Origin of the sequence: Campylobacter concisus (genome assembly GCF_015229955.1) — a bacterium.
Classification (GTDB): Bacteria; Campylobacterota; Campylobacteria; order Campylobacterales; family Campylobacteraceae; genus Campylobacter_A; species Campylobacter_A concisus_AT.
This window is the reverse complement of the sequence record NZ_JAAKYZ010000002.1, coordinates 230389-256719: the sequence shown is the minus strand read 5'-3', so window position 1 is coordinate 256719 and position 26331 is coordinate 230389. Positions and strand designations below refer to the sequence as shown.

The 26331-nt window shown below is 31.3% G+C and carries 23 protein-coding genes; 5 read left to right on the top strand and 18 right to left on the bottom strand.

What is annotated here, in order from left to right; all coding sequences use genetic code 11:
* Positions 1-276: 276 nt before the first annotated feature.
* From tssI to G6W45_RS05510, 18 genes are all read right to left on the bottom strand, one after another.
* Complete coding sequence (gene tssI, locus G6W45_RS05595) at positions 277-3135, bottom strand: type VI secretion system Vgr family protein (protein ID WP_194167794.1); 2859 nt, start codon at positions 3133-3135, stop codon at positions 277-279.
* Positions 3135-3680, bottom strand: a complete 546-nt coding sequence (locus G6W45_RS05590) for a hypothetical protein (protein WP_107793909.1) — start codon at positions 3678-3680, stop codon at positions 3135-3137. Before G6W45_RS05590 ends, tssI begins: the two co-directional genes overlap by 1 nt.
* Entirely contained in the window at positions 3677-4168 is a 492-nt protein-coding gene (locus tag G6W45_RS05585; protein WP_242039072.1) for a hypothetical protein, read from the bottom strand. Before G6W45_RS05585 ends, G6W45_RS05590 begins: the two co-directional genes overlap by 4 nt.
* Positions 4169-4350: 182 nt before the next feature.
* Positions 4351-4872 carry an Hcp family type VI secretion system effector gene (locus G6W45_RS05580; RefSeq protein ID WP_054195925.1) on the bottom strand — a complete coding sequence of 174 codons (522 nt, stop codon included), beginning with the start codon at positions 4870-4872 and terminating at the stop codon, positions 4351-4353.
* Between the two features lie 65 nt (positions 4873-4937).
* A complete protein-coding gene (locus G6W45_RS05575; RefSeq protein ID WP_194167792.1) occupies positions 4938-5858 on the bottom strand; it encodes a hypothetical protein in 921 nt (306 codons plus the stop codon).
* Positions 5859-5867: 9 nt separating this feature from the next.
* Positions 5868-9356 (bottom strand): type VI secretion system membrane subunit TssM, encoded by a 3489-nt coding sequence (gene tssM, locus G6W45_RS05570; protein ID WP_194167791.1) that lies wholly within the window; start codon positions 9354-9356, stop codon positions 5868-5870.
* Positions 9357-9434: 78 nt separating this feature from the next.
* Entirely contained in the window at positions 9435-10331 is an 897-nt protein-coding gene (locus G6W45_RS05565; RefSeq protein WP_194167790.1) for a type VI secretion system baseplate subunit TssG, read from the bottom strand.
* Positions 10328-12046, bottom strand: coding sequence for a type VI secretion system baseplate subunit TssF (tssF, locus tag G6W45_RS05560; protein WP_194167789.1), 1719 nt, complete (start codon positions 12044-12046; stop codon positions 10328-10330). Before tssF ends, G6W45_RS05565 begins: the two co-directional genes overlap by 4 nt.
* On the bottom strand, positions 12046-12435 hold the full coding sequence (locus G6W45_RS05555) for a GPW/gp25 family protein (protein ID WP_194167788.1): 390 nt from the start codon (positions 12433-12435) through the stop codon (positions 12046-12048). The genes tssF and G6W45_RS05555 overlap by 1 nt, the downstream gene beginning before the upstream one ends.
* Before the next feature lie 7 nt (positions 12436-12442).
* On the bottom strand, positions 12443-13891 hold the full coding sequence (gene tssC / locus G6W45_RS05550) for a type VI secretion system contractile sheath large subunit (RefSeq protein ID WP_054195919.1): 1449 nt from the start codon (positions 13889-13891) through the stop codon (positions 12443-12445).
* A 2-nt stretch (positions 13892-13893) separates the two neighbouring features.
* Positions 13894-14379, bottom strand: coding sequence for a type VI secretion system contractile sheath small subunit (gene tssB / locus G6W45_RS05545; RefSeq protein WP_194167787.1), 486 nt, complete (start codon positions 14377-14379; stop codon positions 13894-13896).
* Positions 14380-14457: 78 nt separating this feature from the next.
* Positions 14458-15732 (bottom strand): type VI secretion system domain-containing protein, encoded by a 1275-nt coding sequence (locus G6W45_RS09950; protein WP_194167786.1) that lies wholly within the window; start codon positions 15730-15732, stop codon positions 14458-14460.
* The gene (gene icmH, locus G6W45_RS05535) at positions 15733-16497 is read right to left on the bottom strand and encodes a type IVB secretion system protein IcmH/DotU (protein WP_194167785.1); all 765 of its coding nucleotides are present in this window, start codon (positions 16495-16497) and stop codon (positions 15733-15735) included. It lies immediately after the preceding gene.
* An 8-nt stretch (positions 16498-16505) separates the two neighbouring features.
* The gene (tssK, locus tag G6W45_RS05530) at positions 16506-17900 is read right to left on the bottom strand and encodes a type VI secretion system baseplate subunit TssK (protein ID WP_194167784.1); all 1395 of its coding nucleotides are present in this window, start codon (positions 17898-17900) and stop codon (positions 16506-16508) included.
* Between the two features lies 1 nt (position 17901).
* Positions 17902-18369 carry a type VI secretion system lipoprotein TssJ gene (tssJ, locus tag G6W45_RS05525; RefSeq protein ID WP_054195914.1) on the bottom strand — a complete coding sequence of 156 codons (468 nt, stop codon included), beginning with the start codon at positions 18367-18369 and terminating at the stop codon, positions 17902-17904.
* Positions 18370-18480: 111 nt separating this feature from the next.
* Positions 18481-18687, bottom strand: a complete 207-nt coding sequence (locus G6W45_RS05520; protein ID WP_194167783.1) for a hypothetical protein — start codon at positions 18685-18687, stop codon at positions 18481-18483.
* Positions 18688-18767: 80 nt separating this feature from the next.
* Positions 18768-19196 carry a hypothetical protein gene (locus tag G6W45_RS05515; protein ID WP_194167782.1) on the bottom strand — a complete coding sequence of 143 codons (429 nt, stop codon included), beginning with the start codon at positions 19194-19196 and terminating at the stop codon, positions 18768-18770.
* Positions 19197-19706: 510 nt separating this feature from the next.
* Positions 19707-19949 carry a hypothetical protein gene (locus G6W45_RS05510; protein ID WP_194167781.1) on the bottom strand — a complete coding sequence of 81 codons (243 nt, stop codon included), beginning with the start codon at positions 19947-19949 and terminating at the stop codon, positions 19707-19709.
* Between the two features lie 881 nt (positions 19950-20830).
* Here G6W45_RS05510 and G6W45_RS05505 point away from each other — a divergent pair.
* From G6W45_RS05505 to G6W45_RS05485, 5 genes are all read left to right on the top strand, one after another.
* The gene (locus G6W45_RS05505; protein WP_194167780.1) at positions 20831-22612 is read left to right on the top strand and encodes a site-specific integrase; all 1782 of its coding nucleotides are present in this window, start codon (positions 20831-20833) and stop codon (positions 22610-22612) included.
* Positions 22613-22693: 81 nt separating this feature from the next.
* A complete protein-coding gene (locus G6W45_RS05500; protein WP_021084988.1) occupies positions 22694-22945 on the top strand; it encodes a type II toxin-antitoxin system Phd/YefM family antitoxin in 252 nt (83 codons plus the stop codon).
* Complete coding sequence (locus tag G6W45_RS05495; protein ID WP_194167779.1) at positions 22935-23228, top strand: type II toxin-antitoxin system RelE family toxin; 294 nt, start codon at positions 22935-22937, stop codon at positions 23226-23228. Before G6W45_RS05500 ends, G6W45_RS05495 begins: the two co-directional genes overlap by 11 nt.
* A gap of 361 nt (positions 23229-23589) precedes the next feature.
* Entirely contained in the window at positions 23590-23919 is a 330-nt protein-coding gene (locus tag G6W45_RS05490) for a plasmid mobilization protein (protein ID WP_194167778.1), read from the top strand.
* A 44-nt stretch (positions 23920-23963) separates the two neighbouring features.
* Positions 23964-25559 carry a relaxase family protein gene (locus G6W45_RS05485; protein WP_242039071.1) on the top strand — a complete coding sequence of 532 codons (1596 nt, stop codon included), beginning with the start codon at positions 23964-23966 and terminating at the stop codon, positions 25557-25559.
* Positions 25560-26331 lie beyond the last annotated feature (772 nt).

Sequence of the window (26331 nt, the reverse complement as noted above, 5' to 3'; positions counted from 1 at the left end):
CTTGCTATTCCTCCGTTTACGCTTTTAACTACTCCGGCTTCTTTAGCCATCATGTTCTCCTTATTGTTTATAGTCTTTGAAATTTTGAATGAATTATATAAATTTTAGAAGTATATGTCTATTGTACCATGTGAAATATTTGTGTGACTATCTTTTATCGTAGCCCTAAAATTTAGCCTTTGCTTTAAAATTCTTAGCATTAGTTTTAGTAGAAATTGATTTTATTTAAAAATTTAAAGACCTACTAAAATACAAAGTAAGTCTTTAAATATGATCTTATAAAGCCTTTATATCTCCACCGATAACTCTTAACCCTCTACTATCAAATATCGCCTTTACGCCAGCTACTTCTATAACGACGCTTGATCCTTCTATCGTTACTTTTGTGCTACCTACTTGATGGATTATCTTATCTTTGGCATTTACCTCATAAGTCGTCTCTATATTGCTAAATTTTGAATCAGCAATCTCTGTGTGCTGGGCAGCTGTTTTTGTTGTGAAATTTGACTTAGCATTTATATCAATGTAACTATTTGCCTGAAGCACGATATGCTCATTACTAAATTCATTTATGCCTTTTTGTGAATTTAGCTTATAACCACCATCTATATTTTGCTCTTTTGTGCCCTTTACCTCTCTCATCTCATCGTTATGTATGGTCGTATTAAGATTTGATTTTACTTCTACAAATTTATCATGTCCTACAAATTCATGATTATCTTGGCCTACTCTTGTATTGTTATCAACAGCTACGTTTAGAGTATTTGAGACACCAACTACTGTATCTTTTGAAAGTCCAACTGTTGTTAGATACTCAGCTCCCACATTTACATTTTTTGCTAGATCTATCGTCTGAATGTGGGCTTTTTTTACTCGTTCGGTGTAACTTCCATGCACTTGTGAGCTTTTGTCATTTAGTATTGTTTGAGAGAAGTCGTTATTTACAAGCTCGTCATAGTCCTTTTCTGCTTTTACATAAATTTGCTCTTTATTTTTTAAATTTGATAAAGTGATCTCGTTTATACCAGTCTCATTTGCGCCAATTGTTTTTGAGCTAAGAGATGTTTGATGATAGTTACTATCCACATTTACAAGTGGTGTATTTGAAGCATTATATAGGCTACCGCTTACTACTGGGTTGTCTATGTCATTTTGTAAAAAAGAGATGATAACCTCATCGCCGATCCTTGGTATGGCAAAAAATCCTGAGCTATTGCTAGCAATAGGCGTTATCACTCTTAGATAAGCACTCTTGTGATAGCTTGCGTTGATGGCATCATCTTTATCGATTATCTCTTGTGTACTAAAAGCATTTAACCTCACCTTTACCCTACCATAGCTATCAGTATGGATCGTATTATTTTGGCTGTTTAGTCCATCTTGACCGACTACAAGACCTAGCGTGATGTCTGGTGCTTTTGGCTTTTGCTTGTAGCTTGGGACAAATTTCACACTACTTGGGATGATGCTTATCTCGTTTGTGTATGAGCTTATAAATTTTTTATCTTTAAACGGGACATTATCGCCTAAATTTAAGGTATTTTCTAAAACGCTCTCATCAATATAAGTATGCTTTAAAGCTATTATTTTAAACTCATATTCACCCTTGCTAGCGTCAATGGCTACCGAGATATTGTCATTTAAATTTAGTGCAAATACATTTGAGCTAGCGGTAAATTCCTTTAAAAGCATATCGCTTCTTAGTTTTTTAAGGTAGGTGCTAACTTCAAGCAAGCTAGTGTCACTAAATGAATACTCATCTAAATTTATATGCTTATCATAGATATTTACCTGCTCGTCAAATATCTTTTCATTTTTACTCTCTAACACATTTGGATAAGCTGTATTTTGAAAAGAGTGCGTAAAGCTATTTGCTTTTAGCGTCTCGCTCTTTGTTATTTTATTTATGTGTTCGGTTGCTAGATTATTATTCAAATTTACATTAAAGCTTACTTTTCTAGCTTCCTTGCCACTACTTGTATCACTTGAGGTAAAATTTTCATTTTGATTGCTATAAGCTAGTATAAATGTATCATGAAAATAAATTTTTTCATTGTCTTCATAAAAATATATACCACTATCATGACAAAGCCTTGTTATGAAAGCTAGATCACTCTCATTGTACTGGGCTATAAATTCTCTTTTGTTGTAGTTATTTTTAATATTTGAGAAGTCTAGCTCTTTGGTTAGCCTTTGTTTATTAAAAGCTAAAATATCCTTTACTACTTCTAAAATGCTCTGGTCTGTATAAATTCTATTTGCTCTATTTATGCTTAGTCTATATAGTGGCGAAGTTAGCTTGAATTTAAAGAAGTATTTTTTATCTATATTTGTACTAGTCTCATCATCTACGCCAAGATACTCTACATCGCTTACTATTCCACTAAAGTGTATATCGTTTGAGCTACCATCTGGAACGATATTTTTATTTGTTGAAGACGGCCTTTTTATGCTTAGCTTTATACTTTTATCAAGATATTTATATATGCTTGAGTAACTTTTATCGTTATTGTAGATGGTGTCTAAATTTTCATAAAGCGGGTTTTTTACCAAATTTATATAGGCAAAGCACTCTATGCTAAATATACTTTCTAAATTTTCATAAATATCTGCACGTGTAACGATAAATTTATCGTTTGACTCGTTTGCTATCTGAAGAGTCGAGAAGCTATCGTTAGATGCGCCGTAGTCCACAAAGCCGTCTGTTGCCACTGAGTTACCGGATGCTAGCATGACAGGCTTAGTCAGTGATGATGTTGGTGATGTTAAATTTTTGTCCATTTGTTGCTCTTTCAATCTTTTTTCGTTTTCTTCTTCTTGTAATCTTTTTTCAAATTCTTTAATATCAGCATCATTTAATTTAATCGTAGGCTTTGACTCTTCCAGTATGCCAAGTCTTTTTGCCTCTTTATATTTTCTGAATTTAATTTCTGTTTGATCGTCTATGCCTTTTTTTACTCCTTCTCCAGTAGCATCAAAAATTTTGCCCATTAGCGGAGGTTTAGGATAAACTCTTATAAAAGCATCTACATTGTCTTTTGCATTTTGTGAGGTAGTTTTTTCTTTAAAGTCTTTTAAATCAGTATTATCATTTTTTACTTCGAGTTTCTTCTTGCTTATATTAAATAAATCCATTACCTATTCCTGCCTTCTACTAGCTCATCAAATTCTTTTTCGTCATTTACAATTTTTAAAATAGATTTTAAAACGGCATAATCTTTTGGGTCTTGCCCATGATCTAATAGTTTTTTAATCAGTTTAAATTTCTCTTCTTTAAATTCCTTATATTTTGATGTTTTTATAAATTTAAGCAATTCTTTACTGGCTCTTTTATTCTCTATTGGAACTCCATTGCTATTAAAAAAAAACGAAAAGTCAAGCCCTATTGATGTAGATAGCCAGCCATTTGGAGTAGCACCCTTGTCTAAAAGCATGTCAATAGTTCTAGTCTTATTTGCATCGTAAGCAAATTCTAATAAATTCGATCTAGCCATTAAATTATTTAATTTTACGCTAGCATTAGCATCACAACCCAGTTTGTCTATATAATATTCTATGTATTTAGCGGTATTTTCATCAGTTATTTTTTTATCAAAAATAACCCCAAACATATCCGTACAATTTGCTTCGTGTGAATACAAAGATGTTATGAGAAATATGATTATTGCCAATTGCTTCATTGCGCTAATTCCTTTTGGGTTCTATTCTTTAATAAATTATCTATATCTTTTTTATCATTTAAAATTTTTAAAATAGATTTTAAAGTAGAATAATCTTTTGGATCCTGTCCATAATCTAATAGTTTTTTGATTAATTTAAATTTCTCTTCTTTAAATTCTTTATATTTCTGAGTTTTTATAAATTCTAGTAGTTCAGGGCTAGCTTTTTTGTTATCTATACCGACACCATTTTCCCTAAAGAAAAATGCAAAGCTCATTCCTATGGATGTTGCCAAGCTAGTATTAGCGTATGTGCCTTTTGCCAAAAGAGTATCAAAAGTTTTTGTTTTATTTGCATCATAAGCATATTCTAATAGATTTGGTCTTATTGAAAGTTCAGGAATTTCTATAGTCATATTTGCATCACATCCAAGATCATCTATATAGTATTCTACGCATTTAGCAGTATTTTCATCGGTCGTATTTTTATCAAAGATCACAGCAAACATATTTAAACAATTTGCATCATGCGAATATAGAGATGTTATGAGAAATATGATTATAACTAGGTGTTTCATATCGCATTTCACATATCATGTTAATTTAAAAGATAAAGATAAAAAGGGTTCATCTGTGTCCTTCAAGCTAGAAGATGATTTTATTAACCCTAGGGGTAAACCCTAGGTTGGTTTTAAGCTTTTTTAGTAGCTTCTCTCCAGTCATCACTTCCGCTTGTACCTGCAGCTACATGTTCCCAAACTATCTTTCTATAGTTCATTGAAACTTTGAAAAGCTCTGTTTTGTCGCTGTTTAGCTTGTCTTGAGCATTTGGACTTACTAGAGTAATATCTGTTATAGTTGCATCTTCTAGTTTTGTAGTAAAGAAATGCTCCGCACCACCACTAGTTGATGTTCTATACCAATAGATCTCAACCTCTGGAAGCCTTTCACCTTGTGTTAAAGCATTGTAAAGAAGTGGAACAGCTTTATTTAGTGATGTAGTAAAACTAAATGGCTTATGGACTCTTTGGCCTGATGGTTGGCCACTTTGTGGATCAGTTGGAACTGTTACTATATGAGAAACCTCTTGAGCCATGATCTCATCTTCGTGACCTGACTGATAGCGATTGCCTATACTAGCTTCTGTTGAAGCACCACTTGAAATAAGTCCTTGTGTAGAACCTTTCACTTTAATATACACTGGTTGTGACATATTTACTCCTATTAAAAAGTTTGGATTATTCTATCTTTTATTTACTTTCTGTTTTATTAAAAACATTACTTTTTTAACATATAGCTTTGAAGAGCTTTATGCAATAGATAATTAAACGCTTCCTTATCTTCCTTAGTGCTTTTTAGTACGGCTCCTGAAAGATATTTAAAAAATGAGTTATTCTCGACTATATCATACATTTGGCTATACAGCTCTTTGCATATAAGCTTAACCAAAACAGTATTTATTAGTTCTGTCGAATCACTAAGAGGAAGAGTTTTCATGATTGTTTCCATATCTTTTGTATTTAAAGTCCTAGTCTGCTCACTTATAGGGCTCATATTTGGTTGCAATTTTATACTCTCAACTATCTTTACTAAAAGCTCATCCATGCTTTTTGCAGTAAGCATATTTTGATTATTTGTATTTTCTTCTTCATCAAAATTTTGAGCTATCTCATTTAAATTTAAAACTGCATCGTGCGCATTTTCATTTAAAGTGATATCTTTTTTATCATTTATTAATGAGTTTATCTTTGGCTCTTCTTTAAAATCAACATTTGAAATTTTACCAACTGGCTCAAAACGTTTATCATCAAGCTTGTCAAAATTTTTTGTATTTTCTATTATCTTATGGGCTTTTCCTATATATTCATCAATCCTAGAAGGGTCTATAAATATAAATTTTAACTCCCCTATCCTAAAGACATCGCCCAAATTTATGACGCTCTCATAGTCATCTGGAAGCTTTGAATATGAATCACTATAAAAAATTTCACAATCTTTATAGCCACAAATTGTGAAAACCCCCTCTTCAAATCCAACATGAGCGTGTTTTGGTGCGATTGAATCGCTCATATCATTACAAGAAAATTTTGTAGTGTCTAGTGAGCCTATATCACCGCTATTTTCATCAAAAATGATAAATTGAGCTGAAAAGCTTGACGCTTTATCGTAATTTTGTATAACTGCTGCTATTTGTTGCATATTTCTTCCTTAATAAAGCATCTTCTTTGGTAAATTTATCGTTGGTATGATATCCATAAGCTCTAAAAGCTCTCCTCCATTTGGTGTTACTTCAAAGCCAAAATAAGAATCTCTTCTACCATCAAAATTAAGTGTACTAACGCCAACGCTACTAAAGTTTGAAGCTTTTAATATCTTATACCAGCCCCACTCTCCATCAAAGCTTAGCTCTTTTCTCTCGCTTCCAGTACTTGAAACTGCATTGAATTTAAACTGTGTTGATATATCAAAATTTTTACTTGAGACTATCAAATTTGAGGCAATTGTATGATCATAAGTCAAAGAGTTATTAGAATAGCTAATATTTATATGGCTAAAATTTGCCGATAAGTCGACAGCTTTTAAATTATAATTTAATTTTAGCTCATCATTTGAATCAAGCATTAAATTTGAAATTCTGTCTATATAGGCAATATTTTTAAGGAAATCCCTGCTAAATCTTAGCTCTTTTGCATATTTTGGTCTTATTTTATAACCATCGGCAGTTTTGCTTAAGATTTGTTTTAGATATCTATCATAAAAGCTATTCCAAGTTCCGTTTTTGCCAAAGAATCTTTTAAATTCTTCTATGCTAACAGCCTTTGGAGATTGTTCATTAAATGGATAAAATGGCTTGATAAGACTTTCAAAATCATCAAAAACATCATCTCTATATGCTGTTGATAAAAGTGCTGAAGCGCCATTTTCTACTTGTTTCCACGCAAGTGTCGATAACTTTTGATAATATTCATTTAACTCATCTGGAAGCTTCTTAGCATCATTATTTAAGACAACAAATGGGTCATTTTCATTTTTTATACCATTTATTGCATAAACTATTTTATCATCGTTACTTTGAAGCATTTCGAAGTTATAGTCACTAACTTTTTTATAAACACTTGTTACGTCATTGCTTATAATATCTAGCAAGTCATTAGAATTTAACGTATGATAATTAGTAAATTTAGCACTAAAATCACTAAAAACACGCTTTATCTCACTTGAAGCAAATCCTAAAGAGTAGATATATTTTAGTAAATTCTCATCATTTAAATTTGTATTTTGATTAGTTAATTTTATTAAAGAATTTAAAGGATTTTCTCTCTTTGACAAGATGTCGAGCTCTTCTATGACCTCTTTTTTTGTGCTAAATTCATTTGGCTCTATTTCTCTTAAAATTTGGCTCCACTTATCAGCATAATTTTGCAAATAAAGCTCTATTACAGCAATGCTTAACTCTTTCTTATCATTTGAGCTAATATCTTTTAAAGAAGAATTTGTCTCCATTAGCCAAGATTCTATTCCAGCTGTTTGATCTATGTTTGAGCTAAGCTTTGATAAGAAATCTCTTAAATTTTCTTTTGTATAAATTTTATTAAATGGCCTAAATGCTTCTTTTTCTTGGACTACTGCATATAAATTTTCAACATCTTTTTTAATATCATAAAAAGATTTATCGTCCTTAAACGAAATGAACTCAAGTATGTAGTAGAGCCTTTGTGCTCTTTGAACAGGTGATAGTCTCGTATTTGCTATACTTTGAGCAACTGTATCTGCAGTTATGTTTAAATTTTCTGCTTTTAAAATAGCCTCAATATGAGCTAAAAATTCATCTTTTGCAACGCCATATTTTTCAAATTTATCCCAGTTCGTACTAATCCAAATTTTAAATAAATCCACATTTGTGTAGTCTTTGTCAAAGAGCGAATCATACATATAAAATGCTTTTATTAGCTTATCTGGATCAATTTCATTTTTTAGTATATTTTCCATTTCAGTTAAAACTGTATTTTTGAAAAAATCAGCATTCAAATCATAGTAAAGCGCTTTAACTGGAGTGAAGCCTTTATACGAAGTATCTAGTGTTATATACTCAAATTTAGTATCGCCGCTAAAGATTCTTGGATAGTCATTTAGACTTTGTTTTAGTAAATTTAGAAGCTCAATCTTTTGTGTTGGAGAGAGATCCTTATATTTTTTACCATCAAGGTATGAAGAAATTTTATTTGCATTATTTATAGCATTTTGCTCTTTTATATTTTTGGTATCTAGAATAAAACTAGAACCCAAATATACTCCAGTACAAAGTACGGCTACTAAAACAAAATTTGCAAATTTTGTAAATTTATTTTGAGCACCAAATTTATTTAAGTTAGCTTTAAAAGCTATCTCTTTTAAAAATGATTTTACAAAATAACTTTGTTTACTATAGTTGTTTACTGCTCTTAAAAGTGGTTTTTTGATGTTATATCTATCGCAAATAGTGTTTGTAAGGTAGTTTATAGGTATATTTTCTTGATAAGCACTGACGAAATAAATTCCATTTATGGTTGAGCTATTTTTAAGTGCATTTTGAGAGCTTAGCTTTGTTACAAAATCTTTCACTAAAGCAAAAAAATTATCAAGTTGTTTTAAAAAGAGATATGAACGTTTTTTATCTTCCAATAAATGCGAAATCGAGTTCTTACTCATAAGATGTTTAAATAGTGACTCACTTAAGCCTTTTAGTTCAGTCTCTAGTGATTGTTTTGAGAAATTTGGATCTAAGTTTATTCCTAGAGCTTTATTTGCCACATCTTCATTGAAAAGCCTAAAATAATCTCCCATGCCATCTATTAAGTCAAGTTTGCTAAAAACAATATAAATAGGGAATTTAATATTTAGATGTTTCTCACAATCATTAACCCTTTTTATCATATATCTAATTAATTCATCAAAATATTCTTGCGTGCCTTCAAGGAATTTTTTAGTATCTATGATTAAAACCGCACCGCTTAATCTAGCGTTAAAATCATTTCGTTTTAAAAAGTGCAAAAATTCACTCCAGATACTTTTTTTAAGCAAGTAATCCCTATTTTTATCCACATCATCTTCAGGAAGCTCTTCAGTAGCTGTTGGCTGGTACAAGCTCTCTTGTGCAAAATGTATACCCTCAGTATCTAAAAGTGCGCCAAATTTTGAAATGTAAAGATTAAAGTTTGTTGTACTTTTGTGTATTTTTTTATAAGTATCCAAACTATCAGATAGTGGAAATTCGATATTTGAGTAGTTTATAAATGCGCTCTTTCCAGCACCTTCATTACCCATTATCATTATTAAAGGTAATTTTTTAAAATTTATATCTTTTTTCCATGTTGTTTTGGCATCTTTCAAAGAAAGCATAAAATTTCTTTTTGCCTTACCAAAACTATCCATAGACTCTTTTTTTATCTCTTTTAGCTTGTTATTTTTTTCATCTTTTTGAGATGCTAAATAGTGCATTAATGGCTTGATTAAAACAAAAAATAAAATAACTGCCCAAAATGCAATTAATATAGTGACTCTTGAACTTATACTAGCAAAGCTATATACATCGTTAAAAGCTACAAGTGGAGCGTAAAGCCAAAATAAGATGCTTAATGCAATAGAAGCTACCAAAATGGTGCTGTGTTTAAATCTAAAAAAGACAAAAAATCTTCTTAGGTAATCGATAAATGCCATTGATGCACATCCTTTTACAAATAAATATATTTCTTTAATGTAATAATAACAAATATTTTAGATTTTATATCTGAAAATTTAAGAACAGAGCCTAAATTTTATAAAATTTGACATATTTTTATTACTTTTAAGCCTTGCACCAAGGCCTATTTTACTATAACTTTCATCTATTCCAAGCCTTAGCTGCATCTTTGGAGAATAGTTTATTTTTATGTATAAATCAGCAACAAATTCATTGTTTGTAAAAAAAATAAGAGTATCTTGAAGCTCTTTAAATTTTCTTCTTTTTGGGAAAAAATCAATAGCTTCTTCATAATCTATACCATTTATATAAACTGCTATCTTAGTTTGTTTCTCAAAAAGCTTTTTACCAAGTATAAAATTTCTGCCTAAAGCCCTATTTTTGATGCCAAGCGAATTTAAATTTGAAGGTGCTATGAAAATTTGATTTGGTAGATTTTCCAGTAAAAATAGTTTATTTTTTAAATTAAAATGACGCTGCAAGGCAAACTCGATCTCTCTTTTAGGCCTTCTTTGACTAATAATAAGCGGAGAAAATGGTAAGAATTTTTTTGCTAATTTTTTATTGCTTATGTTTAATATATCCAATAAAATCTTTGAAATTTTATCATCAAGCTCTTTTTCAAAGGATCTTGCATAATTTTTCAGACTAATGCTATCAAAGAAAAGCCAAAGCAAGTAATTGTCAAAAAAGTCAAAAAATTTCTCGAAATTATTATCGCTACTCTTTGAAATCTTCTCCAAAATATAACTTGTAAGATGCGAGCCACTCCCCAAAAGACCCATAAAATTTACGACGATTTTTAATACATCCTCTTTATTTAAGCTTTCAAGTTCATTAATCGGATAGGCAAAACTTGGGCTATTTTTTAAAAAAATATCTCTTCTATTGTGGTGCTTTAGGCAGTTCTTTACTAATTTAAAAAAAGAAGCTTGATTTAGTTCTTTGTTCATATTAATTTTTTTGTACCACCTAAAAAGTCATAATTAAGCAAAATTTTGCTCTTTATACACTTTATTTTAAGCTCGCAAAATGAATTAATTGAAGCAAATTTTGATAAAAATTTAGCCAAATTTATACCTAAAGCATAGACATTTCCAATACTCTCAAATTCACTTTCATCTATATAAAATATGCAGAGCAACCCTCTTTTTGCAAAGCCTTGATCAACTCTATAAATTTGCTTCGTTTTTATATCATAAAGCGAGTTTGCAAATTTTTTAAAAAACTCATCATCTGGCGCGCTAAAGGTATTAAGAAGTGCTAAAAAAGAGCCCTTCTCTAGTATACTTTGATAACTAAAAGATAATATGCTAACTAGTTTCCAAAGAAGATTTCCATCTATTTTTACTCGCTTTACACTAGTTGGAATGGTTAAATTTTTAGTTGTTACACCTTGATGAGATAACACTCTATCTATCTCACCAAGTCTTAGCTTACAAGGCAAATCACCATTGCAGCAAAGTGTATCTATGCTAATGGTTTGATCTTTAGAGTCGCTTTTAAAAAAGGAAATTTCTTTATAAGAGTTTAGTTTTATATCTGTTTTATTGCTGACAAAATAATAATCTTTTGCTCGCTCATCATTTAAAAATTCAAATCTCTCAAAACTTTTATAGTTTTTTAATATCCTTTTTTCATTATTACTACTATGGGCGACCACCTTATTGATTGAAACGATTTCATAAGCATCAATATTTGAGCGATCTAGAAAAATTCTATATTCACTTCGCCTATTGTTATTTAAAATAGGCTCGGCACTCATTGCAAATAAATTTATTGCAGGTGTGGTAAAAAGAGAAAAATACTCTAGCCTTGGCACATATCCACTTGGCATATCTTTTGAAAATATGAATTTAATATTAAAGCTTTTTGTAGAAAAATTTTTAAGAAAGCTAAGGCCGTTTACTCGCACAAAATTTAACTTTGAAGGAAAAAATGATAGCTCTTTTAAAAGCTCAAATGCTTCAAATCCAAACTCATCACTCTTTATCAAGCGCTCGTCAAACTCATCTAAACTAAGTTTATCAGGGCTTAACTTTATCTCTTGATCGCTATCTTCAAAACTTATTGTAATAAATTTCAGGTAATTTTTTAGCCACATTAAGAGTGTAGAAGAGAAGTAAACATTATCTCCAAGATATAAATTTAAAAAATCTATATCAAGTTCTTTAGTGCTAAGCTCGTCCTTTGTAACGCTTATATTTAAATTTAGAAGATAATCACTCTTATTGTTTGACATAAAAGCTTTTGTTATCTTTAAGGGAAGCAAATTTATGTCAAAGATTGTTTGAAATTTGCACGTTACGCCATTGATCTGCTTTGACTCGACTATACTTCCTTTTGGTATAAATTCTTTTACCCCAGAGAAGTCATCTCTTAATGTAAATTCTTGCATACAAACTGATGGAAAAGGATTTGTATAGCTTGGCATTAATATATTTACTAAAGACTCAGCTATTAGTGGGATATTTTCATCTAGTTCTTGCCTGATCCTCGATGTTAAAATAGCCATATTTTCTATTATACTCTCAACATCAGGATCTTTGCTTTTAGTATCTAAAAAGGGTGCTACTTTTGGAAAATTTTTAATAAAAAGGGCTCTTGTTTCATCAAGATATGCCATCTCTTTTTGAAAATAAGCTAGATTATTTTCATTATAATCCATTATAAAATCTCACAATATCTATTGTTTTTAAAAATAACTTTTAGTAAATACTCTTTGAAATTATCGTTTTTATGCTTGTAGTTTATATTAAAGATGATACGCCAAGGCTTTAGTGAGTCATCGTATCCGATAGATGTTACTTCTATTCTATTCTCATTTGAGCTGATTAGTTCATATATTGCTATGCCAAGTTTATGACCAAGCTCATTTATCTCAACACCCATCGACCAAAGATCGATAATACTATCATTTAATCGGCCGTAGTTACCAAGTCTAGAGTTTAAAATAGTATCAATGTGATCTTTTATGTCGCTGTCTAGATCTTTAAAATATGGACGTAGTTTTGATTCGTCACTAAATTCATATAAAATTTTATCTATCAGCGACATAGCAAGCTTACTCTTTGTCTAGTTTTCCGACTAAAGAAAGCTCGAAATTTGCTCCCATAAATTTAAAGTGAGGTCTAGCCAAAAGCTCTATTTTATACCAACCAGGCTCACCAGCTATATCACTAACGATAACCTTTGCACTTCTAAATGGTCTTCTACTTCTAACATCTGCTGGTGGATTTTCCTGATCTGAGATGTATTGTCTTAGCCATTCATTTAAGCCGCGCTCAACATCGCTACGCTCTTTCCATGTACCTATCTCTTCTCTTTGAAGTACTTTTAGATAATGAGCCAAACGAGAGATCAAGAACACATAAGGTAGTTGAGTTCCGAGCCTGAAATTTGTCTCAGCAGCTTTACCTTCTGGAGTATTTGGGAAAATTTTAGGCTTTAGTGCAGAATTAGCAGAGAAAAATGCAGCGTTATTGCTATCTCTTCTTAAAGTAAGAGCGATAAATCCATTTTCTGAAAGTTCAAATTCTCTTCTATCTGTGATCAAAACTTCGGTTGGAATTTTTGTTTGAACGCTTCCATAATTTTCATAAGTATAAGTTGGAAGATCTTTTACGGCACCGCCACCTTTTGGCCCAATGATATTTCCGCACCATCTATAATCAGCAAAACTATCTGTAAGCCTTGTAGCAAACGCATAAGCTCCATTGCCCCAAAGCATATCATCGTGATTGTTTACAGTTTCTCTATAATTAAAGCTCTTTATAGGATTATCTTCTGGCACATAAGGAGATCTTGTAAGAAATCTATTTACCATGCATCCTGTGTATTTTGCATCTTCATTTTCTCTAAAAGTTCTCCATCTTGTATATTGTGGGCCTTCTAGCATGCTTTTTAGATCTTTTATATTTTCAAGCTCACCAAAATTATCAAGTCCGAAAAATTTAGCAGAAAGAGATGTGAGAAGCGGTGAATGGCTCATTGCAGCAATTGATGACATTTTATTTAAAAAAGTCATATCTTGATTTGATTTATCTAGCTCATAATCAGCCACTATCGCACCAACTGGCTCACCACCAAACTGTCCATATTCGGCTGAATAAATTTGTTTATAAAGTGTACTTTGAGTTATATCTAGGTTGTTTTCAAAATCATCTAAAATTTCTTCTTTTGTAGCGTCTAAAAGATCAATTTTTACATTTTCATTAAAATTTGTTCTCTCGACCAAAAATCTAATTCCACGCCAAGTTGATTCTAGCTCTTGAAAAGATTTATTGTGTAAAATTTCATCCATTTGAGCAGATAAAAGGGTATCAATGTGAGCTATCATCTCATCAAGTGCGAGCTTATTTATTTTATCTTCAGCATTATTCGTTGTTATTATGTTTGAAATAAACTCAGCAACTCCTTGCTTTACAACACTATAACTCTCGTCATCTTTTGAATATTTACTCCTTTGCATTATGCTTTCAATGATAGGAGTTTTAACTTTAGTTTCAGACATTTTTATTCCTTATCTTGTTCGTCTTTAATCTCTAAAAGAAGTTGTTTTCTACTATCTTCATCTTTTATAGCTTCTAAAACCGCTTTTCTAAAATCAGGCATATTACCCATAGGGCCTTTTAGCGCAACTAAAGCCTTTCTAAGCTGTAAGAGTTTTTTTAGCTCAGGAATTTGATTTATAATATTGTCTGGATTAAAATCATGGATGCTCTCAAAATCAAGATCAATATTTAAGTCTTCATTATTATAATTTAGCTTATTTTTTACAGAGAAATTTGTATGAATATCTAAGCTTTTCATAACCTGATCAAAATTTATTTTATTGATAGAAATCACTTCACGATCTTCAAGTGGAGTTTGGTTTTCACCAGTTAAATTTGCAACTACCATAAGTTTTAATGGAAGCTCTACATCAGCCTCTTGGTCATTTGTCTTAGTTTTATAAACTATATTTATGCGTTCTTTTGGTGGGATTAGATTATCTGCCATAGTAACATCCTTTTTTCGTAAATGATTTAAGAATTATATTTAAATAAAATTAAAGGTGATTTAAAAAAACATATTTTATCACACAAATGTTTTTGCCTTTATATATATGTCTGATAAATAATCTTTAAGCTCGGTATTTTCTATAAAATTAACTATTTGTGCATAGGTAGCTTTTGCATTATTATTCATACCTTGAGCAGTAAAAATTTTTGATAATTCAAGCATAAAATTAAGCTCACTTTGAGCACTTGAAGCATGCTTACTTTTATCTAGTTCTTTTATTAGATCTTCAAAACTCATATCTTTTTTACTATCATTGCTAGAAGTAAATTTCAAAGAGTTACTTTTAATAAAAAATTTGCTTATATCTTCGCCAAAAAAAGCTTCCCCGCTTTGAAATTTGAGCTTTTTTATATCTGGAAATTTATCAATAAAATTTAAAACCATATCACAAATAAGATCGCTTTGCCTTGCAAGCCCAGCACTATTTAAAAACTCGCAAAATATCTTAATGCCTTCTATCCAAAATGGATTAAGCGCTAAATTTCTTATAAATTTTTCTAAATTGTCAAGATTTAGTTCGTTACTTTTTTTAAAAAGCATAATCAGATTTTCATCAGGATAACGTATCTGTGTTATTTGATCGCTACTTGATGGGAGCGCCTTTATTCTGCCCCACATTGCTTCAAAAATTAAAGCATAAGCGGTAAAATTTTTAATATCACTCTTTAAAAGCATTAGTGATAAATTTATAAAATATTCTCTAAATTCTCTATCATTAAATGTACTAATATCATTGCTGCTAAATGAAACGCTTTGATGGTAAGTTGGCTCAGTTTTAGTAATTACTTTTGGCTCTTTAGCTTTTAAAATTTCTTCTTTTTTTTCTTCTATATAAAGCGTATCAAAATGTGTGCCAAACTCTTGCGAAAGCTCAGGCACAAGGTCATTAAACGCTTTTGCGTCAGCTTGATCCAAAGCTTTATCATTAGCTTGCGTAAAAAGCTCTATTGTTTGAGCTATTATCTTTTTTTTAGCAGGTAGTTGTTTTTCATTTTTTGCAAGTGAAATTGGCTCTTTTTTCAAAATAGATAGAAAAAAGGCAAAAGCTTTTATAAGTGTCCTAAAAGCCTCTTTGTCGTTTAAATTTATAGCAGAAATCGCTAAGAAATTTAAAAGCTTAGCATCAAGGCTAAACTCACTTAGGGCTTTTAAAGATGAGCTAAATACGTAATCCCACTTTATGCTATCATGCATCAAAGTTTTATACTTTGACATTTCATCAGTTAAACTAATATAAAGCTCATTCTCTAAAAAATCTTCATTAAATTTATTACAAAAATTATCTTGCACTTACTTATTATCCATAAAATTCTCTATCTTATTATTTAGGATGCTATCGTTTCTGATATTGTTTTGATCCATAGAATATGTACTATATAAAAATGCAGCTGCAATCATAGCAATGGCTAGTAAAATGAAATAAAATTTTAAACGCTTTAGCGAAAATACCTCAAGAAAGCTTTTCTTTGTCTGTTTTAAGTAACTCTTTTCAAATACATTTTCATCAGCTTTTATGAGCGGAGAAACGGCCGCAGCTATATTTTCACAAAGATAAGAAATTTTTTCATTGCAATCTTCTTGGGTTTCATATTTTCCTTTATAACCAAGCACCAAACAAGTATATATAAATTCTAAGAAATCTTTATTTTTACCAACATTTTCAAACCACTTATCCATAATGCCAAAGAATTTATTTCCACCTAGATTTTCATTAAAAAATCTTGTTGTCAGGGTATTATTGGCCCAAAAGCTGTTCATAAAAATTTCATTTTTTAGTAAGCTCTCATCTATAAAAACACAAAGGCAATATCTAAGTCTAATAATATCGTCTTCCTCATAAATACCTAGATTTGATATCTTTGAAGTGGTACTTAAGATATCGTTTATTAATTTTTCACGTAAATTTGCCATTTCGCTTTGTGAAAAATTTTGTAATTTTGAAACCCTATTTGCCAAAAGAAGTAATGGTAACACGTGATCTAGTGCAAGATTTGTGCCAAGGCCCAAAAGATTTGTTTGACTTAAAACTGAGGTTTCATTTTGATTTTCGTTCATTTTTATCCTTATAATAAAGCCCACATTTTAATGTCAGCATTCGGTAAATTTGCCGTTATATAAACGCTAATCACATTTTGATTTGCAAAGCTTTTAAAAATTTCATCTTTTTTGTCTATCTTATAATAGATATAATCGTTTAACTTTGGTAAAGTGCTAGGAACAACAGAAATTTGCTCTACGTTTATACCTCTTAGCTGTGAAGATACTATGCCTTTTATATTTGATTGAGTATGGATTTTGCACTGCTCTTTGAAATTTTTAAGAAGATACTCATTTTTCGTATCGCTGTGAATAGCAAAATAAATTTCTGAGTTTTCAATAATACTTGGATTATCAAAAATACAGTCATAAAAGCCGTGATTATTTTTAACAATCTGTGCCATTATATATTTTGGAGATAAGATATGTGAGAATAAAAGTCTTAGATTATTTATCAAAGGCACAAATGTTTGAGTTAGATTATTGTGATCGTAGGCTATAAATTCGCTAAAACTACTATCTTGACTAAGTGCCAACAGATCAGCCTGAAAATCAACTAATTTTTCATACAAATACTCTGGGTGAAATTTATCTTTCTTTAACAAATAAGAGAATATTAAATGCCATTTTTTTAGCATATTTAATGTCAAATATGTTGAAAAATCAAGTCTATTTTTAGCTTGATCAACACCTCCTAGCAACCCAAAATAACTCTCTTGATGTTGCTTTGTAGCAAAGCTAAGCTCCTCTATAAAATTTGTTATGAAGGTATTTTTACTGATGTTAATACAAGTTGGAATAAATTTTTCGTCAAGTGTTATTTGCTTATTTAGGTCTATATTTTTTATTTTACAAATTGGTATGCTAAGCTCGTAAGGCATCTTTGAGCCAAATACTCCAAGAGATGATCTTTGGCTTGCTAGGATTAGATTTTCTTTATCTTGTGTAAAGGCCGAAGATAGCTCAAAATCATTTTTATCATCTAGCTCGTTTAATATATCGTTGCTAGCTTCATCATGCACTCTTGAGCTAATAAGTGCTTGCTTGGCTGTAAATTTTAAATTTGGTAAATTATTTTGCAAGCTAATATCGACCAAACCTGAGCTAATAGGTAGTTTTAATACTATAATGGCTGAGTTTAGTTCACTTGGGCTTATCTCAAGTGGCTCTGGTAATTCATCTTGATCTGGCGCGTTAAAAATCGTACCATCTTGAGAGATACAAGAAATTTTAGTTAGCCCTATTTTACCTTGAAGCAAAAGATCGCTTGAAATTTCTAAATCTAAAACACCATATAAATTTGAAAAAGAAGAGATGGTTTTTAGGTTTAAATTTCTCTCAAAATATCTTTCTTGTTGCTCGAAATGAACCTTATCAACGTTCATTCCGTTATACCAAACGACTTTTAGCTTTTCAGACATTTTATTTGCTTGCTTGTATTTTAGAGCTACTAGCGTCTAAAACATTTACGCCATTTTTTGTTATTTCAAAAACTATATTTTTTTCTTTTATCTCTTTTGTAGCTTTGTAAGCCTTGATATTTGTCTTGCTCTGATCAGCATAAAGTACCAAAATACCAACATACGGAACCTCGTCAGGATATACATTTGTAAAAGCATATCTATTTGTATTTGGCTGAATTTGTGTTTTTATAGAGTCAATCTTGTCATAACCTAGTATTTCACCATTTCTCTCGGCTAGATCGATAATGCTAGCTTCTTTAAATTTAGCCACATCTCTTAATTTATAAGCTATGATAGTTATAGGAACATTATCGCCATGATAGTTCAAATTTGAATTTGGCATATTGCTTATAATAAGATCTTTTGCACATCCTGTAAGAAATAGCATAAATACTAAAAAAGATAGAAATTTAAATATTTTTTTCATGAGTTCCTTTACCTGATTTTAATAATATTATTTTTGCGTAATTATATCTAAAAATTTAGATGATGCTCATTTTAAAATTAATGTTCTTAAACAAAACTTTTATATCAGTTCTCATTCTTTTTTATCGTCTTTGTTATTTTTATTATCTTCGCTGCTCATACTATCTACAGCCACCTGTGTTATTCCAGTAAATATACTTGCCTCAGCTTCAGCCACGGTATGTAAATCTCTATCGCCAACTTTTATATTTTTACCAAAATTTCCTACTATATTGCCGAATGTACCAAAAGTTCCAACAGCAAAACCTTTTCCGACCACTCTCTCTGCATCTAGATCTTTTGATCTACCTTTAAGCTGAGAGTATAGCTCGGTAGATGAGTTAACAAAAGCGCCTCTGACTATTGCTGAGAATAAACTGCTAGCAGCTCCGCCATATGCACCTTAAAACTATAGCCGTTATTTATATACTGCGATCCAATATCTATGCCTATGCCTATAGTGCCACCCGCTACTATACCCGGGGTTTTTGAGCTATCATAAAATTTAATATCTTTTGTTACGTCTTTTATTAAAGTACTAGGACTGCTTTGCGAAGCAGAGAGCTTTGGTTTAGAAGCTGTCACTAAATAACCTTTATCGTTAGTAATTTTATAAACCTCTACCGGTTGATTATTTTTACCTAATTGTTGATATATCACTTTATTTCCCGTTATATCCATACTATGAACTAAATACTCTTTGCCGTTATGTCTTAATATACCGTCGCTACCTGGCTTTCCTCCTTTTGGAGTATTGGCTAATAGTTTTTCGTTTATTCTTTCAGTCATTCCTAATTTTAGAGATATTTTTAAAATTTCTATTTATCACCGCTGCTTTATTTATTTTTAAATTTTACATTTGTAAAATTTAACGAATTCTTACTTTTTTCAAACTTTAACTTTTTGCTTCTTTTGTTTTTTAGGGTTTCTATTTTGTGGTTTATCTGATATAAATTTTTTAGGTCGCAAAGCCCAAAAAATCACGCTAATAGTAGAAATCCACGAAAAGATGCAAAAATAAACTAAATATCCATTTGATTTGTAAATTATGAATTTAACAAGAAAGTAAAAAACAATAACAATAGGAATAAAAAATAATATACCTATTTTTAAAATTTTTATATTTTTAGATTTATTATAGATTATATAACAATGGCGAATAAACTTAAAACAAAAGTATAGTACAAGCAAACCCAAAAAATATAAGATAATCCAAGCAACTAATGGGTGATGATTGGCTAAATATACGATTAAATCTACGATTTTATATTGAAATTCTCGCCAGAGAACATTAAAAAATCATTCATTACCACTACCGCCGATAGTATTGTCTTTTATCGTATTGCGAAGTTCATAATTTACTCCTTGAAAAATTGTATGTCTAAAAATATTTCCACCATTTTCTATCATATTATTTAATAATTTATCTTCCCTATTTATTGATTTTGTATTTAAAAAATCTCTCCATTGTTTTGATATTGCCCCAATTGAATGCTTTACTTCTCGCAAAGTTTGAGAAATTTGACGCGTATTTGGTATCATCGTCTCTATTTTTATTTATATCCCTATGATCTTGTATATCCATCGATCTTTGGTTTTTATGAGTTATGGTTTTTACTAGATCTTTCATATCGGTGTATGTTTTTGAAATTTATATAACTAGCACCGGTTTGCAAACTCGTATAACCTTTTATTTTTTCGTCATTATATCCTCTTTCATTTTTTGTACATAAGGCTGTGCGGTATTGTCTTTCTCAAAGCTTTCTTGAAAACCTTTAAGTAAATTTTTTACAAAGGCTCTACTATGAAGCTCTTCATCTTTACTGTTAAGCCTACTGAAGCTTAACAGTTGGCAGTAGCTGGATATTCCTTGGGGTATTTTAAAGGTGACCTAAAATAAAAACTAGAAGCAAGAATTTAAAACAAATTTATTTTTATGGTATTAAAAGGGTGATGGCTTTATAATCATTGGAATTTTTAAGAGACTGTCCCACTTTAGTAACTACGTGTTCCACTCTTAAAGGAAATTTTAAAGAAAGGTAAAGAACAAAAGCATCACTGCTAGTGCCTAAAATAGGATGTTTTGGTGTCACGGGGGAGACTTGAACTCCCGACCTCCGGCTTATGAGGATTTTTTATATGAGCTCACAAAAGCCTGAAATACGCACTTTAGACGATTTTTTACTTAGTCATTACATAAAACTGTTCCATTTTTGACCGGTTGATTATTAAATATGGGACAACACTTAAGAGAGCGAAACGGTATATATTACTACCGAGCCACACTTGCTCCAAGCATTAGAAAATTTTTTAACGAAAAGCGAGAAATTTGCTTCTCCACATCCACTAATCTCTTGGAAAAAGCCAGAAAAAGGGCTAAAATTCTAGATAATAATCTTTACCTGATAAAAAGGGCAGTTCACATGAATCTTAGTGATAACATAATCCAATCTTTTGTAAATTCGTTTATGAAAGTAAAGCTTAACAAGAGTATTAAAGAGCACTCTCTTCTTAATAAGAAGATGGATGTAGAATTTCTAAATGCGCTCAATGACTACTTTAAACAAAGTTTGATAGATGGCAATCTACCTCAAATTTTAATTAAGGATATAAGCAATATCACTAACACCGCTGGCGCTCTTGGTAGCAAGGATAAAGAGAATATAGGGCAAACTCTTTTAGAGAAAAACATACTAACACTTAACTATCTTGTATCAAAGCTTGAGAAGAGCAGTGTGCTATTTGATGACAAGCGTGAGCACTGTTTCCTTGAAGATGATTCTAGTGATAACTTAGCCAAACATGCCAAACCTAGTTCGTTTGATGCTAAGGACATAGCTTCATTTCAAGAAAATATAAAAGAGCTTGAAGATAGTGGTTGTTTGCCCATTACTGATGGGCAGCTTAAGGCTATGGCTCAGAGGATTAGCGAGACGATTTATGCCATACTAGATCAAAAGTATGGCTCAACTTCAAATTTAAAGCTAGTAAGAACAAAGAATAGCGATAGAAGCATGGAAGATATTATATTGGATCCAAATCCACCAAAAAATATCAAGATAAAATTAGATGACGATAGTAGCTTTAGTATTTTTAATCCTAGTGCCAAAATAACCAAAGAGTATGAGATCAGGCAAGTACTGCAAGCAACATCTGGCTCTAGCAATCAATTCTCAGCTTTAAATTTAGAAGATCAAAAGAGCTTAAAGGATGCATTCGAGATATTTGAGACAAACACTAAAAGAGCTGACAAGTGGTCGCCAGATACGCAAAGATTAGTTACTGGCATAAAAAAGCTCTTATTTTTATACTTTAACGAAGATACGCCAGTTTATAGGATCACGAGAGATAACTTGCTTGAATTTAGAGATCTTCTTTATAAAATTCCAACTAAGCTAGCTCAAAAGAGTAGGTATAAAGATAAAAGTTTATCTCAAATACTTAAGCTAGGAGAAAAGGACGACAAACTCTCTGAGCCTACTATCCAAAAATATATGATAAGGGTTATTCAGTTTTTTAACTACTGCTTTGATAGCGGCTATATAGGTAAAAGCATAACTGCAAAAATGAACGTCAAGATAGACATAGACCCTAGCGAGAGGGCAGTGCTTCCATACGAAGCATCAGAAGCTAGGAAGATCTTTGAGATAGTAACGAACATCAAACAAAGTGGTAAATCACCAAGTTCAAGGATAGAGGCTAGTGAGCTCTACTACGTCACAATGATAGCTGCTTATAGTGGCATGAGGATAAAAGAGATCACACAGCTTCACAAGGAGGATATAGTCTTAAAAGATGGAATTTACTGCTTTAACATAAACACAAATGATGGTAAAACGACAAAGACTAAAAATAGCATTAGATTTGTGCCTATCCATAGTAAGCTCATAGATCTAGGTTTGCTAGAATATGTTAATAGTAAGAAAAATGGAAACATATTTAAGGTAAGCAATAAGGACTTCTCTGAAATTTTTAGAAGCCAGATCCAAAGAAAGTTTATAGATAAAGACTCTAAAAAGACCTTCTACTCTTTTAGGCACTACTTTATAGACTATCTAGTGCAACGTGAAGTCGAAGCCAACCTTATAGCTCAGATAGTAGGGCATGAGAAGCAGTATAAAATTTTGCTAAACACCTATGCTAAACCTATTAATGCCAATACGCTAAGGTCTAAAGTAGAGATGGTATCGTATGATAATGAATAGGAGTAAATTTTAAAGCATGAGTTTTAAGACTATTCTTATATCTTATTTAGTATTATTTTAGGTATTAAATAAAGGATAAAAATGCAAACCATACAAGCAAATTTCACAGCTAGTATAAGCGAGCTAAAAAAGTCCCCAGCTCAAATTTTAAAACAAGCTGGAGATAATGTCGTAGCTATACTAAATCACAATGTCCCTAGTGCCTATCTAGTACCTAGTGCTGTCTATGAAAAGATGACAGAGATAATAGAAGAGTATCATCTAAGTAAAGCAGTAGACGCTGCTTTAGCAAGTGGTGAAAAACCAGTAAAAGTAAGCCTAGATGAGCTATGAGTTAGAGTTCTTGCCAAGTGCTTTAAAAGAGTGGCAAAAGCTTGACAATAGCATAAAAGTGCAGTTTAAAAAGAAGCTAAGTGAGCGTCTAGAAAACCCAAAGGTTGCAAAGGACAAGCTACGAGGCTATGGAGATGTCTATAAGATCAAGCTAAGAGATGTCGGCTACCGCTTGGCATATCAAGTAAAAGATAGCGAGATCGTAGTGCTTGTGCTAGTTGTTGGCAAAAGAGAGAACAACGAAGTATACGAGATACTAAAGAATAAATTTAACCAAGCATAAAGCTAGACTTTTAGTCATCTGTGATTTGCTAGTAACTAATTTCATGTTACTAGCTTGTCCTATTTAAAGCGCTATTTTGTTATGAGCATAACCCCTATAAATTTATTATTTTATTTTCTTAATTTCATACTGGACTAAATTTCTAAGAGAAAATTTAAAAGCTACAAAAATTATATTATATATTTCATAGTATTTTTAAAAAATACGCATTTTAGGGGGCTGAAGCCTACCTAATTCCTTGTTTTAGACTGTAAATTTTTATAAAATAATCTTAAAAGATATTTAAAGAACAAGTCTGCCAAAAATTTTTATGACATAAGATTTTTGAGTGGCTTCTTTTTTAGATTAGGAGAAAATTTACGTGAGTTCTGAAAAGACAAAAAAGCGCGAGGTAACCAAAGTCATAACTAAAAGACTTAGGCTAAGTAATACAGAATGGTCGGTAATTAATGGCAAATTAAAAGAAAGTGGTCTGACTTTCTCAAAATTTGCCCTAAGAGCTATGTTATCTAAGCAGATTCATGCACCAATCAAGAGGGAGCTTTTAACTGAACTATCTAGACATGGACAAAACATAAACCAAATAGCCACCAAACTAAATAGCGGAGAAAGCCTAGATAGAGTTGGTATTGAGATCATAGCGGACGATAATGATGTCTTACATAAAGTATATGAAGCATTGGGTAAATAATATGTCGCTTGATTTACATTGCATCAATACAAATAAAGGCACTAATGATGCTAGTTAAATTTCTTCGTACTTATACTGGTGGTGGCCTTGGGAGCATAAATTATCTTTTAAATGAGAGAAAGGCTGCTGGAACAGCAAGAGTTATAAAAGGTGATGAAAATTTAACTAGAGCTATTATAAAAGGCATCACTTATAAACAAAAGACCTGTTTTGGTGTTTTATCATTTGAAGAAAAGTATGACTTTTTAACTGAAGAACAAAAACTAAAGATCATTAAGGATTTTGAATGTGCTCTTTTGGGCGAATATATGCTTGAGAGGACAAATGTATTATGGGTAGAGCATTCGGACAAGGATGGTCGGCTTGAGTTAAATTTCCTGGTTCCCAAGATCGATCTTAAAACAGGAAAATCATTTAATCCATATTTTGCCAAATATGATCAAACTAGAATAGATCTAATTAAAAGGATTATTAACGATGAGTATGGATTATCAAGTCCAGATGATCCAGCAAAAGAGCAAACTATATTGTCTAGCAAGAAAAACATCAAGCATTATAAAAATTTAGAAGATCTCGACCAAAAACTGCACGATCTGGTTAAGCAAGGCTCTATTAAAAATAGAAATCACATGATTGAACTTCTTACACAAAGTGGTATCGAAATAACCAGAATCAATAAAAAAGGTATAACAATCATACTGCCTACTAAAAAAACAAAAAATCGTCTAAAAGGAGGAATATACGATGCAGACTTCACAGGTACTCAAAAACTTAGAGAGCTCAGCGAAAGCTCAAGCAGAAGAATTAGAGAATTCCATGATAGAAATACACAAAAAGAGTGTAGAGAAAATAGGCGAAAACTTGAGGAGCTTATTGCTAAAAGAGATAGATTTAATCAAGAAAGATATATCGAAAGAACTTCAAAAAGCAATATCCCTACACCGCAAGGACAGATTGGTGATAATCTTACTATCAACGGCTATCGCACTAATATTGGGAGCAGTGGCTGGCTGGATGGTAAAAGAGAAGAAGTTAGAGAACGAAATGGTTTGGACGATACCAAAACAATGGAGATACAGCCGACCTGCTGCGGACAAGACCCAGAGAGAGTATTACATATCGATTCCAAAAGACGAAGAGATAATAGAGAACGAGAGCAGGAAATTTATACTAATGAAAATGGAGTAGAGGATGACAGCATTAGAGAAAGCATTACTAGAAGAGAACGAGCGCTTGACGAAGAGGATCGAAGACGAAAGGAACAAGCACGAATTAGAAATAATGAATTTGCAACAAGACTGCGAGAAGGAGCTTGTGATATTACGGACAAATGTGACAGAGCTAACAAAGAAAGTCAAGAGCTTGAACAAAGATTGCAACGACGCCTTAACGGAATCTTTGCAACAACAAAGAGATATGTACGAGAGTTCAATATCTCGTTTGAAAGAAAAATTAGAAAATTCAGAAAGAGAATTCCAAAATTTGAGAGAAGAATACGAGAGCTTACAGATAGAGTACAAGAGGCTGCAAGAATATGTAGAGAATTTATAGAGGAGCGTGAATACACCCAGAAAGCCAGCATAAATCACCATATGGGTGATGTATGCAATGAAAAGACTCAAAGTCTAGATATGTTTTAAATATAGAGACTCTATTAAGTTTATTGCATAATCATCTCATTTATCACTTCCAAAACTATATTTATTACACTGCCATTTTAAAAATCTACTAAAATATATTTTGGAGACCACAAAAAATAATTTAGTCTAATTATTTTTTATACTTATGGCTACCTTAGTAAACTTAATATTTTATTAAAAATAGCCTATCCTGCATGGCCATTTTTAATTAAGAAAATATTTTTTAGCGTGGGTCAAGGGAGCGGCAAGCTCTCCTTGCGAGCCTCTATGTAGCTACAAATGGTAACATTTTGTAGCTACATAGAGTATGCTCGCCCTAATATCTGAATTGAATTTTGGCGCATACTGGAATTAAACCAGTCCCACCAAAGAATGACTTAGTAAAAGTAAATTTTTGTAATTTTTGTGGTTGGCATATTTGTCACTTGTTTATTTTGACTGATAAATTTGGATAGTCAATTATTTTATGATTACTTTAATTAAAACTTAAAAAATAAGAATCTAAAAAAGTAATTTTGCATCTTTTATTGATTTTTGATATTAGGCTTTAAATTAATAAATTTTGTCCATAGGTATTATTTATATTGATTGATTTTTTATTTTTGCGGGTTGGAATACGTTTTGCTTGGTATCAAGCAAGAAGCTAGGAGGCAAACCATGAATGATATTAGCATCTTAAGCACCAATATAAATTCATACACCAAGCAACAACACAAACAAGGCAGGTCTGCAAATTTTAGTGATATTTTTAACCAAAAGACCAAAAAAAGAT